This is a genomic window from Caulobacter sp. FV1ye6ST (assembly GCF_058681225.1).
In genome coordinates, this window is sequence record NZ_CM178733.1 from 5,212,730 (window position 1) to 5,226,722 (window position 13,993).

Below are 13,993 nucleotides of genomic sequence, written 5' to 3' on the forward strand. Positions count from 1 at the left end.
TCTTGGTCCGTTCACAGAGGGCCACGCACATGGTTCCGACCGTCGCCGAGACCGAAGTCCGCCTGGCCGGTCCCGAAGAGGCCGACCGCTTCTCGCGATTCCTCCACGGGTTCCTGTCGGCCAACGACTTTCCTTTCGTCATCGTTCATGACGCGCCCGAGTTCCTGGGCCAGCTGCGGCGGGTGGTGTTCGAGGACGTCCATCTGTCGCGCAAATTCGCCAGCGAGTGGCTGAACCAGCGCGGTACCGTCGGGACGGCCTGACCCTAGAGCATTTCACCGATCCAACTGGATCGGTGAAATGCTCTAGCATCTTCTTTTGACGCATTTTCTGACGACGAACCGGTGTCCACTTCGTCGGAAAATGTTCTAGCAGGCTGTTGAAGAAGTCCGTAGCGGGGCGGAGTTCGACATGATTCACTCTTTGGGCGGGAGCTCTGGAGGGGTGGATGCGCGGGTCGGACGAGCGGACGGGGTCGCTGTTCTCATATGTAGATCTGGATGCTCGGGTTCGGCGCGATCATCCCTTGCGGCCGATCCTGGAGATCGCGAACGGGGCGCTTGGGGATTTGAGCGCGGACTTCGCGGCGCTCTATCCGCCGAGGCTGGGACGTCCGTCGATCCCGCCGGAACGGTTGTTGCGCGCCATGCTGCTGCAGGCGTTCTACGGCATCCGATCGGAGCGCCAGTTGATGGAGCGGATGGAGTTTGACCTGCTGTTCCGCTGGTTTGTAGGTCTTGGCGTGGACGATGCGGCCTGGGATCATTCCAGTTTCACCAAGAACCGCGACCGGCTGTTGGCGGGCGAGATCGCCGGCAAGTTCCTGCGCGCGGTGCTGGCCCAGCCTCGGGTGAAGCGGCTGATGTCGTCAGACCACTTCTCGGTGGACGGCACGCTGATCGAAGCCTGGGCGTCGACCAAGAGCTTCCGCAGGGTCGATGGCGACGACAGCGATCCCGAGGGGCCGGGTCGCAACGCCGAGCGCGGCTTCCACAAGGAGAAGCGTTCCAACCAGACGCACCGCAGCACCACCGATCCTGAGGCTCGGCTCTATAAGAAGGGCGACGGCCAGCCGGCGAGGCTCTGCTATATGGGCCACGCCCTGATGGAGAACCGCCATGGCCTGGTGACGGATGGTGGGGTGACCCTGGCCACGGGCACAGCCGAGCGCGAGGCGGCTGTGGCGATGCTGGACCGAAGAAGCGGCCGGCGTCGGATCACCCTGGGCGCCGACAAGGCCTATGACGTGCGCGACTTCATTGGCCAACTTCGGGCGCGCCGGGTGACACCGCACATCGCCGTCGATGGCCACCTGTCCAAGCTGGGCAAGCCGCGCTCGACCGCCATTGACGGCCGCACCAAGCGCCACCCCGGCTATGCGATCAGCCAGCGATGTCGCAAGCGCATCGAAGAGGTGTTCGGCTGGATCAAGGGCTCGGCCGGCCTAGCCAAGGTCAAGGTGCGCGGCCGCGCCAAGGTCGACGCCGCCTTCACCCTGGCGCTGGCGGCCTACAACCTGATCCGTCTGCCCAAGCTCCTGGCGGCCCCGGCATGAGCGTCCTGGGCCAGTGGCGCATCGTCCAGACGCCCGACTACACTGACGACTATCGGGACATGATGGAGCCCGCCTACATCCTCTTCGAAGCCACCCATGGCCAGTTCGCCTTCGGCTGCGTCACTGGCGCCTTCGCCGCCGCCGGCGACCACGACGCCGTGCAGTTCGACTGGCGCGGAAACGACGAAATGGATGAGGCCCAGGGCGACGGATGGGCTCAACTCCAGCCCGACGGCTCCCTCAAGGGCCAGATCTGCTTCCACGGCGGCGACGAAGCCAACTTCATCGCCAGACGGGAGGCTTCTTCAACAGCCTGCTAGGCCTGAAGGCGCGCTCGCACATCCGGGTGGTCCTTCCACGCCGGCATCTTAGACATATAGGCGATGGTATCGGTTTCGGCCTGGGCGCGAGGGCTGCCGCGACGCTCCTGCCATTGCACCATGCGCTCGAAGCGGGTCGGGAAGTCCTGCAGAGCGCCGCTCTCGTCGACGCAGTACTGGCAATAGGGACCGGACTCGATCGGCATGCCGCAGCTTTCGCAAGCGTGGCTCATGGGCGGGCTCCTCTCAGCTGGGCGGCGAACGCCCGGAAATGATCGATCAGCGCCTGGCGCTGCTGGGGCGACAGATTGGCGCCGGCGGCGGCCAGCATGTCGAGGTCCAGGACGTTGCGGCTCTCCAGCAAGGCGGCTTGGCCGGCGTCGGTCAGCCAGATCAGGCTGCGGCGGGCGTCGGCCTGATCGCGGTCGCGGGTCAGCAGGCCCTTGTCGACCAGATGATCGACCATCTCGGTCAGGGTGCTGGGCGCGCGGTCGACATGGCGAGCCAGCTCGCCGGCGGTCAGCGGCCCCGCGGCGGCCAGATGGTCCAGCAGCGCCACGGTCTCGGGCGACAGCCGTTCGCGCTTGTCGCGCACGCGCCGGACGGCGGCCCGGTAGGTCGCGCGGAACAGATCCTCGAACTCGGCGGCGAAGGGGTCGGTCATGGAACGAGGCTAAAAGGAGGGTGATCCTTCGTAAATCCCGAACGAACCCCCTATATCCGACGGCCCTGGCCCTCTTCCCTTCGTTCGAAAAACAGGCCTAGCTGGGGGAAATCGTTTCGTCAGGCTGCGGAGCTGCGCCATGAACGACCTCAAATCGGGCCTTCCCCAAACGGGACTACCCCCTATTGCCGGTTCGGCCCTGGACCTGATCGGTCGCACCCCCATGGTCGAGGTCAAGCATCTCGACACCGGCCCCTGCCGGTTGTTCCTGAAGCTCGAGAACCAGAACCCCGGCGGTTCGATCAAGGACCGCGTCGCCCGCGCGATGATCGAGGCGGCCGAGGCCGACGGCCGGCTGCGGCCCGGCGGCACGATCATCGAGGCCACGGCCGGCAATACCGGGCTTGGCCTGGCCCAGGTGGCGACACTCAAGGGCTACAGGCTGATTCTGATCGTCCCCGACAAGATGGCGCGGGAGAAGATCCTGCACCTGCGGGCCATGGGCGTGGATGTGCGCCTGACGCGCAGCGACGTCGGCAAGGGCCATCCCGAATACTACCAGGACATGGCGCAGACCCTGGCCCAGTCTATCCCGGGGTCGCTCTACGCCAACCAGTTCGAGAACCCGGCCAACCCGCTGGCGCATGAGACCACCACGGCGCCCGAGCTGCTGACCCAGATGGAGGGCGATATCGACGCCATCGTCGTCGGCGTCGGCTCGGGCGGCACGCTTACCGGCATCGGCCGCTACATGAAGGCCCACTCGCCGAAGACGAGGATGGTGCTGGCCGACCCGGTCGGCTCGATCCTGCGCGACTTTGTCGAGACCGGAACTTTCGGTGAAGCCGGCAGCTGGATCGTCGAGGGTATCGGCGAGGACTTCATCCCCGACAACGCCCAGATGGATCTGGTCTCCCAGGCCTATTCGATCAGCGACCGCGAGAGCGTCGACACCGCCCGCCTGCTGCTGAAGAAGGAAGGGATTCTCGCCGGTTCTTCCTCGGGCTGCCTGCTGGCCGCGGCGCTGCGATATTGCCGCGAGCAGACCGAGCCCAAGCGCGTCGTGACCTTCGTCTGCGACACCGGCGGCAAGTACCTGACCAAGATGTTCAACGACTTCTGGCTGGCGGCCCACGGCTTCGACGGTCGCGAGCTGCACGGCGACCTGCGCGACCTGATCGCCAAGCGCTACGCCGAGGGCGGCGTGATCGCCATCGGGCCCGACGACACCCTGCTGACCGCCTACAACCGCATGCGCTCGTCCGACATCAGCCAGTTGCCCGTGGTCGACGAGGGCAAGCTGGTCGGCATCCTCGACGAGAGCGACGTCCTGGCCGCGGTCGAGGCGGGCGATGAGGCCCCGCGCTTCAAGACCCTGGTCGGCGTCGCCATGACCCGCGCGGTCAACACCTTGCAGGCCCATCAGAGCGTCGACGACCTGCCCGAGGTGTTCGATCGAGACGAGGTGGCCCTTGTGGTCGACGGGGAGGAGTTCCTAGGTGTCATCACCCGTGTCGACCTGATCAATCATCTGCGCCTGAGCGCCTGACGCTCCGGTGCACCAACCTCGTCCTTCGACAAGCTCAGGATGAGGTTGTTGAATGACATGCAGTAGACCTCACCCTGAGCCTGTCGAAGGGCGAGGGCGGCCCAAGGACTTTCCATGACCGACATCCCCGGCAAGAACCGCCTGGACTTCGCCACGCGGACCATCCACGGCGGCCAGTTCCCCGACCCGACCACCGGCGCGGTCATGGTGCCGATCTACGCCACCTCGACCTACGTCCAGTCGAGTCCCGGTGAGCACAAGGGTTTCGAATACAGCCGCAGCCACAACCCGACCCGCTTCGCCTTCGAGCGCAGCATCGCCGACCTGGAGAGCGGCACGGCGGGCTTCGCCTTCGCCTCGGGCCTGGCGGCGGCCTCGACGATCCTGGAGACGCTGGACAGCGGCGCGCACGTGATCGCTAGCGACGACCTCTATGGCGGCTCGTTCCGGCTGTTCGACAAGGTGCGCAAGCGCTCGGCCGGCCTGACCTTCAGCTTCGTCGACATGGCCGATCTGGCCGCGGTCGAGGCGGCGATCACCCCGGCGACGCGGATGATCTGGGTGGAAACCCCTACCAACCCGATGCTGCGCCTGGCCGATCTAGCCGCCATCGCGGCCCTGGCCAAGACACACAACCTCGTCACTGTCGCCGACAACACCTTCGCCAGCCCCTTCATCCAGCGGCCGCTGGAGCTGGGCTTCGACATCGTCATGCACTCGGCGACCAAGTACCTGAACGGCCACTCCGACGTGGTCGCGGGGGTGGCGGTGGTCGGCGACAATGTCGAGCTCGCCGACAAGATGAAGTTCCTGCAGAACGCCGTCGGCTCGGTGCTGGGACCATTCGACAGTTTCCTGGCGCTGCGGGGCGTGAAGACCCTGGCCTTGCGCATGCAGCGCGCCTGCGACAGCGCTCTCGAGATCGCCCGGTGGCTGGAGCGGCACCCGGCCATCGAGCGCGTCATCTATCCAGGTCTGGAAAGCCACCCGCGGCACGATCTGGCCAAGCGTCAGATGACCGGCGGCTTCGGCGGCATCATCTCGGCCGAGGTCAAGGGCGGTCTCGCCCCGGCTCGGCGGATGCTGGAGCGGACCCAGCTCTTCACCCTGGCCGAGAGCCTGGGCGGGGTCGAGAGCCTGATCGAGCACCCCGCGATCATGACCCATGCCTCGATCCCGCCCGATCAGCGCGCGGCCCTGGGGATCTCGGACGGGCTGATCAGGCTTTCGGTGGGGATTGAGTCTTGTCGGGACCTGATTTCCGATCTCGACGCGGCTTTATCAGGCTGAGCAGGTGATGGTGCTCGCCCTCGCCCGGCATGGCGGGTGAGGGGTCCTTGGCCTTGGTAGGCCGCGGCGGCGGCAGGTCGTCGCGGGCGGGGTCCTCGGCCAGCAGATGGGCGCTCAGCATCATGTCGGTCTTGACCGGGCCGAAGTCGGCCGCCGCCGTCCAGACGCGGATCGCGGCCTGGGCGAAGGCTTCCGACAGGTCGACGACCTCGATCATCACCGCCGGGTCCTTGCGGATGCGCGGGTCGCTCTCGGCCCGTTCGCGCAGGCGCTTGAGGACCATGACGAGATCCGTCTTCAGCGGGACCTTGAACAGCACATCCGCCCGCCGGCTGCGGTGGGCCGAGTAGTTCAGGATCACGTCGCCGAAGACCTTGCTGTTGGGGATGATCACCTTGACGTTGTCGGGGGTGGCGATTTCGGTGAACAGCAGGTCCAGCGACTTGACCGTACCCTGGCGGGTCGAGGTCTCGATGACGTCGCCGACCTTGTAGGGGCGGAACAGCAGGATCATCACCCCGGCCGCCACGTTCGACAGGGCGCCTTGCAGGGCCAGGCCGATAGCCAGAGACGCCGCGCCCAGCACCGCGATGATCGAAGTGGTCTGCACGCCCAACTGCTGCAGCACCGCCACCAGGCCGACGGCGACGATGGCGTAGCGGGCCAAGGAGGCGCTGAAGCTCTCCAGGGTCGGGTCGGGATTGTTCCGATGCACCCGGCCCAGGCCCCGGCGGATGACGCCCGCCGCCCAGCCGGCTACCCAGAAGGTGACCAGCAGGATCAGGGCCGCGACCACCAGGTTCACCGCCAGCTTGCCCAGCCAGTCCAGGAAATGTCCTAACATGGTCTCGTCGGCCTTCACGTTGGCGAGCGACGGCAGGGACGTATCCGCCGGGACGATGCTGGGCTTGGTCTTCATGGAAGTCTCGATAGGCGCCCCAGCCGTGTTCGGTCAACGACAAGGCGCGCCGACGGTTCCGCTTGATGGCCCTTGTGGCCTGGAAACAGTCGGTTACATCAATTGGCTCGAAATCGCCGTGAACCGACACTAGAGGCTGCGCCCATGAGCATGCCCTTCATCGACCTCGCCGCGCAGCAGCGCCGGATTCGCGACAAGATCGACGCCGCCATCGCCAAGGTGCTGGACAGCGGCGCCTATGTCATGGGTCCGCAAGTTCGTGAGTTCGAGGCCAAGCTGGCCGAATTCGGCCAGGCCAAGCTGGCCTTGTCCTGCGCCAACGGCACTGACGCCATCGCCCTGCCGCTGATGGCCTGGGGCGTGGGCCCGGGCGACGCGGTGTTCTGTCCGTCCTTCACCTTCGCCGCGACGCCGGAAGTCGTGCCGTGGGTCGACGCGACCCCGGTGTTCGTCGACGTGCTGCCCGACACCTACAATCTCGATCCGGCCAAGCTCGAAGCCGCCATCGCCGGCGTGAAGGCCGAGGGCAAGCTGACGCCGAAGGTGGTCATCGCCGTCGACCTGTTCGGCCAACCGGCCGACTATCCGGCGATCAAGGCCATCTGCGATCGCGAAGGCCTGAAGCTGATCGCCGACAGCGCCCAGGGCTTCGGCTGCACGCTGAACGGCCAGCATCCGCTGCATTGGGCCGATGTGGCCACGACCAGCTTCTTCCCGGCCAAGCCGCTGGGCTGTTACGGCGACGGCGGGGCGGTGCTGACCAACGACGCCCGCCTGTGGGACCTGATGGACAGCTTCCGCGTCCACGGCAAGGCGGTCGGTCCCGACCTCGAGGGCAAGACCTTCGACCACGACCCCAAGTACCTCAACACCCGTATCGGCATGAACTCTCGCCTCGACACGATCCAGGCGGCGATCCTGATCGAGAAGCTGGCCATCTTCGCCGAGGAGATCGCCCTGCGTCAGGTCGTGGCCGACCGCTATGCCGAGGGCCTGAAGGGCGCGGTGCTGTCGACCCCGGCTGTGATCGCCGGCGGCGTCTCGGTCTGGGCCCAGTACGTGATCGAGCACGCCAACCGCGACGGCCTGGCCGCGCACCTGAAGACGCAAGGCGTGCCGACGGCGGTCTATTATCCGGTTCCGATGCACGTACAGGCGCCGTACGCGGCCTTCCCGCGCGGCGCGGGTGGCCTGCCGGTGACGGAAGCCAAGGCCGAGACCGTGCTGGCCCTGCCGATGCACCCCTATCTGGGCGAAGCCGACCAGCAAAAGATCATCGACGCCATCCGCGCCTTTAACGGCTAAGTCCGAGAACCGAAACCTCGTCCTTCGACAAGCTCAGGATGAGGTTTCGGCTGTCGCGGCGTCAAAAGTAGCCCTCACCCTGAGCTTGTCGAAGGGCGAGGACGGGCAACGGCTAAGCCGCTTTCAGCGCCCGGCGACGCAGCAGGTTCACCGCCTGCAGCGCCGTCGCCGCGGCGGTCAGGGCCACGCCCAGGGCGCAGACGCCGGTCCAGCCGGTCGACGTCCACAGGGTCACCGCCACGGCCGAGCCGATCGCGCCGCCCACGAACATGCCGCCCATGAAGACGGTGTTCAGGCGAGCCCGCGCCTCGGGCTTCAGGGCGTAGACAACGTGCTGGTTGGAGACAAGGGCGCTCTGGATCGCGAAGTCCAGCAGGATCACCCCGACGATCAGGCCGGCGATCCCGTTCCACAGGCCGAAGATAACCCAGGAGACAAGGGCGAGGGCGGCGCCCAGCATGACGACCGGCCGCGGGCCGCGCCTGTCGGCGATGCGGCCGGCGATCGGCGCGGCCAGGATGCCGACGGCCCCGATCACGCCGAACAGGCCGGCGACGTCGGAGCCCAGGTGAAAGTCCTGCAGATGTAGGGCCAGCACCGTCCAGAACGCGGTGAAGGTGGCGAACAGCAAGGCCTGGGTGGCGACGGCCAGCCGCAGCGAGCCGAACTCACGCCACAACTTCTCCAGCGAGATCAGCAGGCGCCCGTAGGACAGGTCCGACTCCGGGTGGCTGCGCGGCAGCTTCAGGGCCATCCAGCCGCCGGCCGCCAGGGCCACCGGCGCGGCTAGCCAGAACATCATCCGCCAGCCGTAGTGGGCGCCGACGAAGCCGGCCAGGGTCCGGCTCAGCAGGATGCCGCAGAGCAGGCCGGCCATCACCGTGCCGACCGTGGCGCCGCGTTTCTCGGGCGGGGCCAAGTGGGCCGCGAACGGCACGATCTGCTGAGCCACCGTGGCGGCCGCGCCCAGAAGCAGCGAGGTCAGGATCATCAGCCCGGCGGTCGGGGCCAGGGCCGTGGCGACCAGGGCCAGGGCCAGCACCAGGAACTGCACGACGATCAGCCGCCGCCGCTCGACCAGATCGCCCAGCGGCACCAGCAGGAAGAGGCCCGCCGCGTAGCCGGCCTGGGTCGCGGTCGGGATCATCGCCGTGACGCCGCTGGGCAGGTCCTTCAGCATCAGACCCAGCATCGGCTGGTTGTAGTAGAGGTTGGCGACCGCCAGGCCGGTGGCCGCCGCCATGGCGAGGGTCAGGCCGCGGCTCAGGACGCCGTCGGCGGGTTTGTCGTGGGTCATCGGAGCTCCGGGGAGCGCGGCGAAAGCGCGCTCGAACAAGACATTCGCGGATCCAGATATAAGGGCGGGCGTGGCGGCTCACGACCTATATCAAGGGATGAGGCGCCGCCCGCGGGTTGGCGTGATGGCCCCCGGAGCCTATATGGCCCCGATACGTCTCGCCGGGCCCTGTCCGATCATGAGTGGGGCGAAAGCCCTTGGGACAATCCGATATGTCAGACACCGCGCCGTCGCCGCACCCCGGCATGGGCTTCGGCCAATTCGTCGCCCTGATCGCGGCGATGATGGCGACCAACGCCCTTGCCATCGACTCGATGCTGCCGGCCCTGCCGCACATCGGCGAGGCGCTGGGTATTCAGGACCCGAACGCCCGCCAGTGGGTGATCACATCCTACCTGCTCGGCTTCGGCGTCGCACAACTGGCCTACGGCTCGCTCGCGGACCGCTATGGCCGCAAGCCGGTGCTGATGGTCGGGCTGACGCTCTACACGCTCTTCGCGGCCCTCTGCGCTTTCTCGACCTCGTTCGAGATGCTGCTGATCGCGCGGTTCCTGACCGGTCTGGGCGCGGCCTCGACGCGGGTGCTGTCGGTGTCGATCGTCCGCGACTGCTACGCCGGCCGCCAGATGGCGCGGGTGATGTCGCTGGCCTTCATCGTCTTCCTGGCTACCCCGATCATCGCCCCGTCGCTGGGCCAGGCGATCATGCTGTTCGCGTCGTGGCGCTGGATCTTCGGCGTCCTGTCGATCTTCGGCCTGATCGTCATGGCCTGGGCGGCGATCAAGCTGCCCGAGACCCAGCACCCGGAAGACCGCATCCCGATCTCCGTGGCGGGCGTCACCTCGGCCTTCAAGGTCGCCCTAACCGACCGCATCGCCATGGGCTACACGATCGCCGCAGCCCTGGTGCTGAGCGGCCTGTTCGGCTTCCTCAACTCGGCCCAGCAGGTGTTCGCCGAGGTGCTGGGCGCGGGCGACATCTTCCCGCTGATCTTCGCCGCCATCGCCGGGACCATGGCGGTCTCGTCGCTGCTGAATTCGCGGATCGTCGAGAAGCTGGGTATGCGCAAGGTGTCGCACTGGGCGCTGATCGGCTTCATCGCCTTCGCCGGCGCCCACGCCGTGATCGCCATCAGCGGCCACGAGACTCTGCTGAGCTTCTCCCTGATGCAGGCCGGCATGATGTTCTGCTTCGGCCTGGTGATGTCGAACTTCGGGGCCATCGCCATGGAGCCGCTGGGCCACGTCGCCGGCGCCGCCGCCTCGATCCAGGGCTTCATCACCACGATCGGCGGGGCGCTGTTCGGCTTTCTGATCGGCCAGATGTTCGACGGCACGACCGTGCCGTTGACGCTCGGCTTCACGGGCTTTGGCCTAGCCGGTCTGGTGACCGTGCTGGCCACCGAGAAGGGCAAGCTGTTCCAGACCGGGGCGCCCGCCCCGGCCGCCGCCCACTAGAGCATTTTTCGATCCAACTGGATCGGTGAAATGCTCTAGCCTCTTGTCTTGACGCATTTTCTGACGACGAACCGGTATCCACTTCGTCGGAAAATGCTCTAGCTCAGGCGGCTCCGTCAGGCCACTTCCGGGGGCTTGGCGCGGTCCAGCGCCGCGTAGAGCGCCCGGATGTCCAGCGGCTTGGCCAGCCAGTCGGTCATGCCTGCGTCGTGGCAGGCCTGGACCTCATCGTCGGCCACGCCGGCGCTGAAGCCGATCACCGGCGTGTCGTGGTTCAGTCCGCGGCCGGCCCGCAGGCGACGCGTGGCCTCGCGACCGTCCAGGCCCGGCATGTTGACGTCCATCAGCACCACGTCGAAGGCCTGGGCCTCCAGATGTCTCAGCGCCTCCAGCCCGTCGGAGGCGGTGGTCAGGTCGACGCCCAGAGGCTCGAGCACCAGGGCCAGGGTCCGGCGATTGACCTCATGGTCGTCGACGGCGAGGACGCGCAAGGTCCCGATGTCCGGCGCCGCGCTTTCGGGCGCGGTGGCGGGGCGGGGGGCGTCCTGTTCCCGGCCGGCGGGCAGGATCAGAACGAGGCGAAAGATCGCGCCGCGTTCAGGACCGGCGCGAGCATCCAGTTCGCCGCCCATCAGCCGCGCCAGCTGGCGACTGACGGCCAGACCCAGCCCCGTGCCGCCATAGGTCCGCGCGGTTTCCTGCGAGGCCTGGGCGTAGGGGGTGAAGAGCCGGCTCATGGCGTCATCGGCTATGCCGGGTCCATTGTCCTGGACCTCGATCGTCATCACCACCCGGCCGTCCTCCGACGGCTTGGCGCAGAGCCGCAGGTCGATGACGCCGTCCTCGGTGAACTTCACCGCGTTGGACAGCAGGTTGTTGAGGATCTGGCGGAGACGGAACGGGTCGCCGCGCACCCAGGCTGGCGGCTGCTCGCCCGGCGGCTCGCGCAGGACCAGGCCTTTGGCGCGGGCGTTGGCGCTCCAGAAGCGGGTCGCGTCGCGGATCGCGCCCAAGGCGTCGAAGTCGCGATCCTCCAGGCTCATGGCCCGGGCCTCGATCTTGGCCTGGTCCAGCATGTCTGTCAGTAGGCCGGTCATCAGGTGGCCCGCATCGACGATCAGCTCGGCGGTGGCGTGAGTCTGGGCTGGGGTGGTTCCCGCGCGGATCATGTGCGCGCCGGCCAGGATCGCCGATAACGGCGTGCGCAGCTCGTGGCTGACGATGGCGGCCATGGCGGTGCGCTGCGACAGGGCCTCTTCGGTCTGGACGCGACGGCGGTCGGCCTCCTCGCGGGCGGCGACCACGGCGCGGCGGTCGTTGTGCATGCGGCCCCAGATCGTGTGGACGGCCAGCATGAAAAAGCCGACACAGACCGCCAGGATGGTCACCTGTTCGTGGGCGGATCTCCAGGCCAGAGCGGGCATCGCCGCCATGCTGAGCGCGTACGGCGTCGCGCCCAGATAGAACAGCGGCCGGCTGTCGACGCCCGAGGCGACATTGTTCAGCGCCCCGCCGACCAGGACCATCAGGGCCAGCGCCATCAGCGGCGGCTGGCCGCTCTGCCAGAAGATCAGCACCGCGCCGGCGTGGACCGAGGCCATCGCCACCATGGCGACCAGCATCAGCAGGATCCGCGTTTGCAGATGGCGCTCGGGAAAGCGGCCCCTGGCGAAGGGACGAACAGCGGCGAACTCCAGCGCCTGCACCGAAAGGCTGGCGACCAGCCAGAGCGGGATCAGGTCGGCGCGGCCAATCAGGCTCAGCGCCCAGCTCAGCAGCCCGGTCAGGCCGATGCGGGAATAGACCTGGCGATAGCGCTCATTGGCGTTGACCCGCAGATGCGGCAGCAGAGACGCGAGAAAAGGGGACATTGGCGTACTCCTCGCAACCTTGCGTAGGGGCACATGACAAACGAGAGATGAACGCCGATCACGGATCCAGCATGGCTTCCAGTGTTTTGAGTTCGTCGGCCTCGCGCGAGGGCTTGTCCCAGCGGATACGGTTGATGCGCGGAAAGCGCATGGCCACGCCCGACTTGTGCCGGGTGGAGCGTTGCAGGCCCTCGAACGCGACCTCGAACACCAGGCCGTGCTCCAGGTCGGCCCGCACCGAGCGCACCGGCCCGAAGCGCTCGATCGTGTGGTCGCGGACGAACTTGTCGATCAGCTTCAACTCCTCGTCGGTGAAGCCGAAATAGGCCTTGCCGACCGGGGTCAGGGCGCGGCGTCCTTCGTCGTCCTCACGCCAGACGCCGAAGGTGTAGTCGGAGTAGAAGCTGGAGCGCTTGCCGTGGCCGCGCTGGGCGTACATCAGCACCGCGTCGATCAGGTGCGGGTCGCGCTTCCACTTGAACCACGGCCCCTTGGGCCGGCCCGGCTCGTAGACGCTGTCGCGGCGCTTCAGCATCAGGCCTTCCGAAAGGCGGGCGTCGCCCTCGGGCGGGTCCAGGCGCAAGGCGGCCAACTGCTCCCAGGTCTCGAAGGGCTGGAGAGGCGAAAGGTCGATGCGGGGCGTGGTTAGCCGCGCGACGAACGCCTCGAGTCGCGTCCTGCGCTCGACGAAGGGCAGGGACCGCACGTCCTCCTCGCCGTCCATCATCAGGTCGTAGGCGCGAATGCCGGCCGGGAAGTTGGCCAGCTGTTTGCCGTCGACGGTCTTTCGGTTCAGCCGCTGCTGCAGGTCGCCGAACGGCGCCAGCGCGCCGTCGCGCAGCACCAGCAGTTCGCCGTCGATCGCGCCTTCGAAGTCCAGGGCTTCCACCACATCGGGAAAGCTGGCCGAGATGTCGTCGCCGGTGCGGGTGTAGAGCCGCCGCTCGCCGCGTTCGGACACCGCCTGGACGCGAATGCCGTCCCACTTCCATTCGGCGATATAGGCGGCGGGATCCAGCTTGGCGAAGTCGACCGCCTCGTCGATCGGTTGGGCCAGCATGACGGGTCGGAAGCGGCCTGGCGCGTCGGGCGAGGGGCGCTCGGAGCGGCCTTCCAGCCAGGCGAACAGGTCGCCATAGGGCGGGCTCATCGCGTGCCAGACCTCCTCGATCTCGCCGATCTCGACGCCGCCGAAATTGGCGCAGGCCTGCTTGGCCAGGCGTGACGAGACCCCGACCCGCAGGCCGCCGGTCATCAGCTTCAGCAGCGCCCAGCGGCCGTCGGGGTCCAGGGCGTCCAGCCAGCCCTCGATCAGGCGCTGGACCTCGGCGCGGGATGCTGAATGCAGCGCTTCGATGACCTCGGACAGTTCCGGCGGGCGGTTGGCCCCGGGCCTCGCGGGCCAGACCAGGGCGACCGTTTCGGCCAGGTCGCCGACATAGTCGTAGGACCAGGCGAACAGCTGAGCGTCCATCCGCGCCTCGACCGCCTTGCGGATAAACGCCGGCTTGGCGGCGCTGAACGATAGCGCCCCGGTCAGGGCCGCCAGGGCGTAGCCGCGATCGGGGTCCGGCGTCTGACGCAGATGGTCGGCGATCAGGGTCAGCTTGGCGTTGCGCGAGCTGGTCAGGGACAGCCGGTCGAGCAAGTGGGCGAAGGCGCGCATGGACATGGAATGTCGGCCGGCCCTTTCCGTTCAGCTTTCCCATCACGAACCGCTGACGGTCTCTCGCGCAAGGGGGTGATCGATGTTAGATTAAAACATC

Annotated in this window: 13 protein-coding genes and 1 pseudogene; 8 read left to right on the plus strand and 6 right to left on the minus strand. The window is 67.5% G+C overall.

Annotated features, from left to right (window positions below; genetic code table 11):
- The first annotated feature begins 29 nt into the window (after positions 1-29).
- The 3 genes from ACW175_RS24840 (at position 30) to ACW175_RS24850 (ending at position 1,875) form a co-directional block, all read left to right on the plus strand.
- Positions 30-263, plus strand: coding sequence for a hypothetical protein (locus tag ACW175_RS24840; RefSeq protein WP_492102563.1), 234 nt, complete (start codon positions 30-32; stop codon positions 261-263).
- Between the two features lie 185 nt (positions 264-448).
- Positions 449-1,555 (plus strand): IS5 family transposase, encoded by a 1,107-nt coding sequence (locus ACW175_RS24845; protein ID WP_492101777.1) that lies wholly within the window; start codon positions 449-451, stop codon positions 1,553-1,555.
- Positions 1,552-1,875 carry a hypothetical protein gene (locus tag ACW175_RS24850; RefSeq protein WP_492101776.1) on the plus strand — a complete coding sequence of 108 codons (324 nt, stop codon included), beginning with the start codon at positions 1,552-1,554 and terminating at the stop codon, positions 1,873-1,875. Before ACW175_RS24845 ends, ACW175_RS24850 begins: the two co-directional genes overlap by 4 nt.
- Here ACW175_RS24850 and ACW175_RS24855 read toward each other — a convergent pair.
- Together ACW175_RS24855 and ACW175_RS24860 are read right to left on the minus strand one after the other, a co-directional pair.
- Positions 1,872-2,108, minus strand: coding sequence for a zinc ribbon domain-containing protein (locus ACW175_RS24855; RefSeq protein ID WP_492102564.1), 237 nt, complete (start codon positions 2,106-2,108; stop codon positions 1,872-1,874). The genes ACW175_RS24850 and ACW175_RS24855 overlap by 4 nt on opposite strands.
- Complete coding sequence (locus ACW175_RS24860) at positions 2,105-2,539, minus strand: MarR family winged helix-turn-helix transcriptional regulator (RefSeq protein ID WP_492102565.1); 435 nt, start codon at positions 2,537-2,539, stop codon at positions 2,105-2,107. The genes ACW175_RS24855 and ACW175_RS24860 overlap by 4 nt, the downstream gene beginning before the upstream one ends.
- A 139-nt stretch (positions 2,540-2,678) precedes the next feature.
- Between ACW175_RS24860 and ACW175_RS24865 the strand changes: the two genes are divergently transcribed.
- The 3 genes and pseudogenes from ACW175_RS24865 to ACW175_RS24875 all read left to right on the plus strand — a co-directional run bounded on the left by ACW175_RS24865 (position 2,679) and on the right by ACW175_RS24875 (position 5,378).
- On the plus strand, positions 2,679-4,088 hold the full coding sequence (locus tag ACW175_RS24865) for a pyridoxal-phosphate dependent enzyme (RefSeq protein WP_492102566.1): 1,410 nt from the start codon (positions 2,679-2,681) through the stop codon (positions 4,086-4,088).
- Positions 4,085-4,188: pseudogene (locus tag ACW175_RS24870) on the plus strand (hypothetical protein); the annotation flags it as partial. The gene ACW175_RS24865 and the pseudogene ACW175_RS24870, both read left to right, overlap by 4 nt.
- A 14-nt stretch (positions 4,189-4,202) precedes the next feature.
- Positions 4,203-5,378, plus strand: coding sequence for a trans-sulfuration enzyme family protein (locus tag ACW175_RS24875; RefSeq protein ID WP_492102567.1), 1,176 nt, complete (start codon positions 4,203-4,205; stop codon positions 5,376-5,378).
- On the opposite strand, the gene ACW175_RS24880 is transcribed toward ACW175_RS24875, so the two are convergent.
- Positions 5,308-6,297, minus strand: coding sequence for a mechanosensitive ion channel family protein (locus ACW175_RS24880; RefSeq protein ID WP_492102568.1), 990 nt, complete (start codon positions 6,295-6,297; stop codon positions 5,308-5,310). The genes ACW175_RS24875 and ACW175_RS24880 overlap by 71 nt on opposite strands.
- Before the next feature lie 144 nt (positions 6,298-6,441).
- Between ACW175_RS24880 and ACW175_RS24885 the strand changes: the two genes are divergently transcribed.
- Complete coding sequence (locus ACW175_RS24885) at positions 6,442-7,602, plus strand: DegT/DnrJ/EryC1/StrS family aminotransferase (protein ID WP_492102569.1); 1,161 nt, start codon at positions 6,442-6,444, stop codon at positions 7,600-7,602.
- Between the two features lie 112 nt (positions 7,603-7,714).
- Here the strand turns inward: ACW175_RS24885 and ACW175_RS24890 are convergent, their stop codons facing one another.
- Entirely contained in the window at positions 7,715-8,899 is a 1,185-nt protein-coding gene (locus ACW175_RS24890; protein WP_492102570.1) for an MFS transporter, read from the minus strand.
- Positions 8,900-9,111: 212 nt separating this feature from the next.
- Here ACW175_RS24890 and ACW175_RS24895 point away from each other — a divergent pair, with 212 nt between their 5' ends.
- A complete protein-coding gene (locus tag ACW175_RS24895) occupies positions 9,112-10,356 on the plus strand; it encodes a multidrug effflux MFS transporter (protein WP_492102571.1) in 1,245 nt (414 codons plus the stop codon).
- Positions 10,357-10,472: 116 nt separating this feature from the next.
- Here ACW175_RS24895 and ACW175_RS24900 read toward each other — a convergent pair whose 3' ends face one another.
- Together ACW175_RS24900 and ACW175_RS24905 are read right to left on the minus strand one after the other, a co-directional pair.
- Positions 10,473-12,227 carry an ATP-binding protein gene (locus ACW175_RS24900; protein WP_492102572.1) on the minus strand — a complete coding sequence of 585 codons (1,755 nt, stop codon included), beginning with the start codon at positions 12,225-12,227 and terminating at the stop codon, positions 10,473-10,475.
- 58 nt (positions 12,228-12,285) lie between these two features.
- A complete protein-coding gene (locus ACW175_RS24905; RefSeq protein WP_492102573.1) occupies positions 12,286-13,899 on the minus strand; it encodes a cisplatin damage response ATP-dependent DNA ligase in 1,614 nt (537 codons plus the stop codon).
- Positions 13,900-13,993 lie beyond the last annotated feature (94 nt).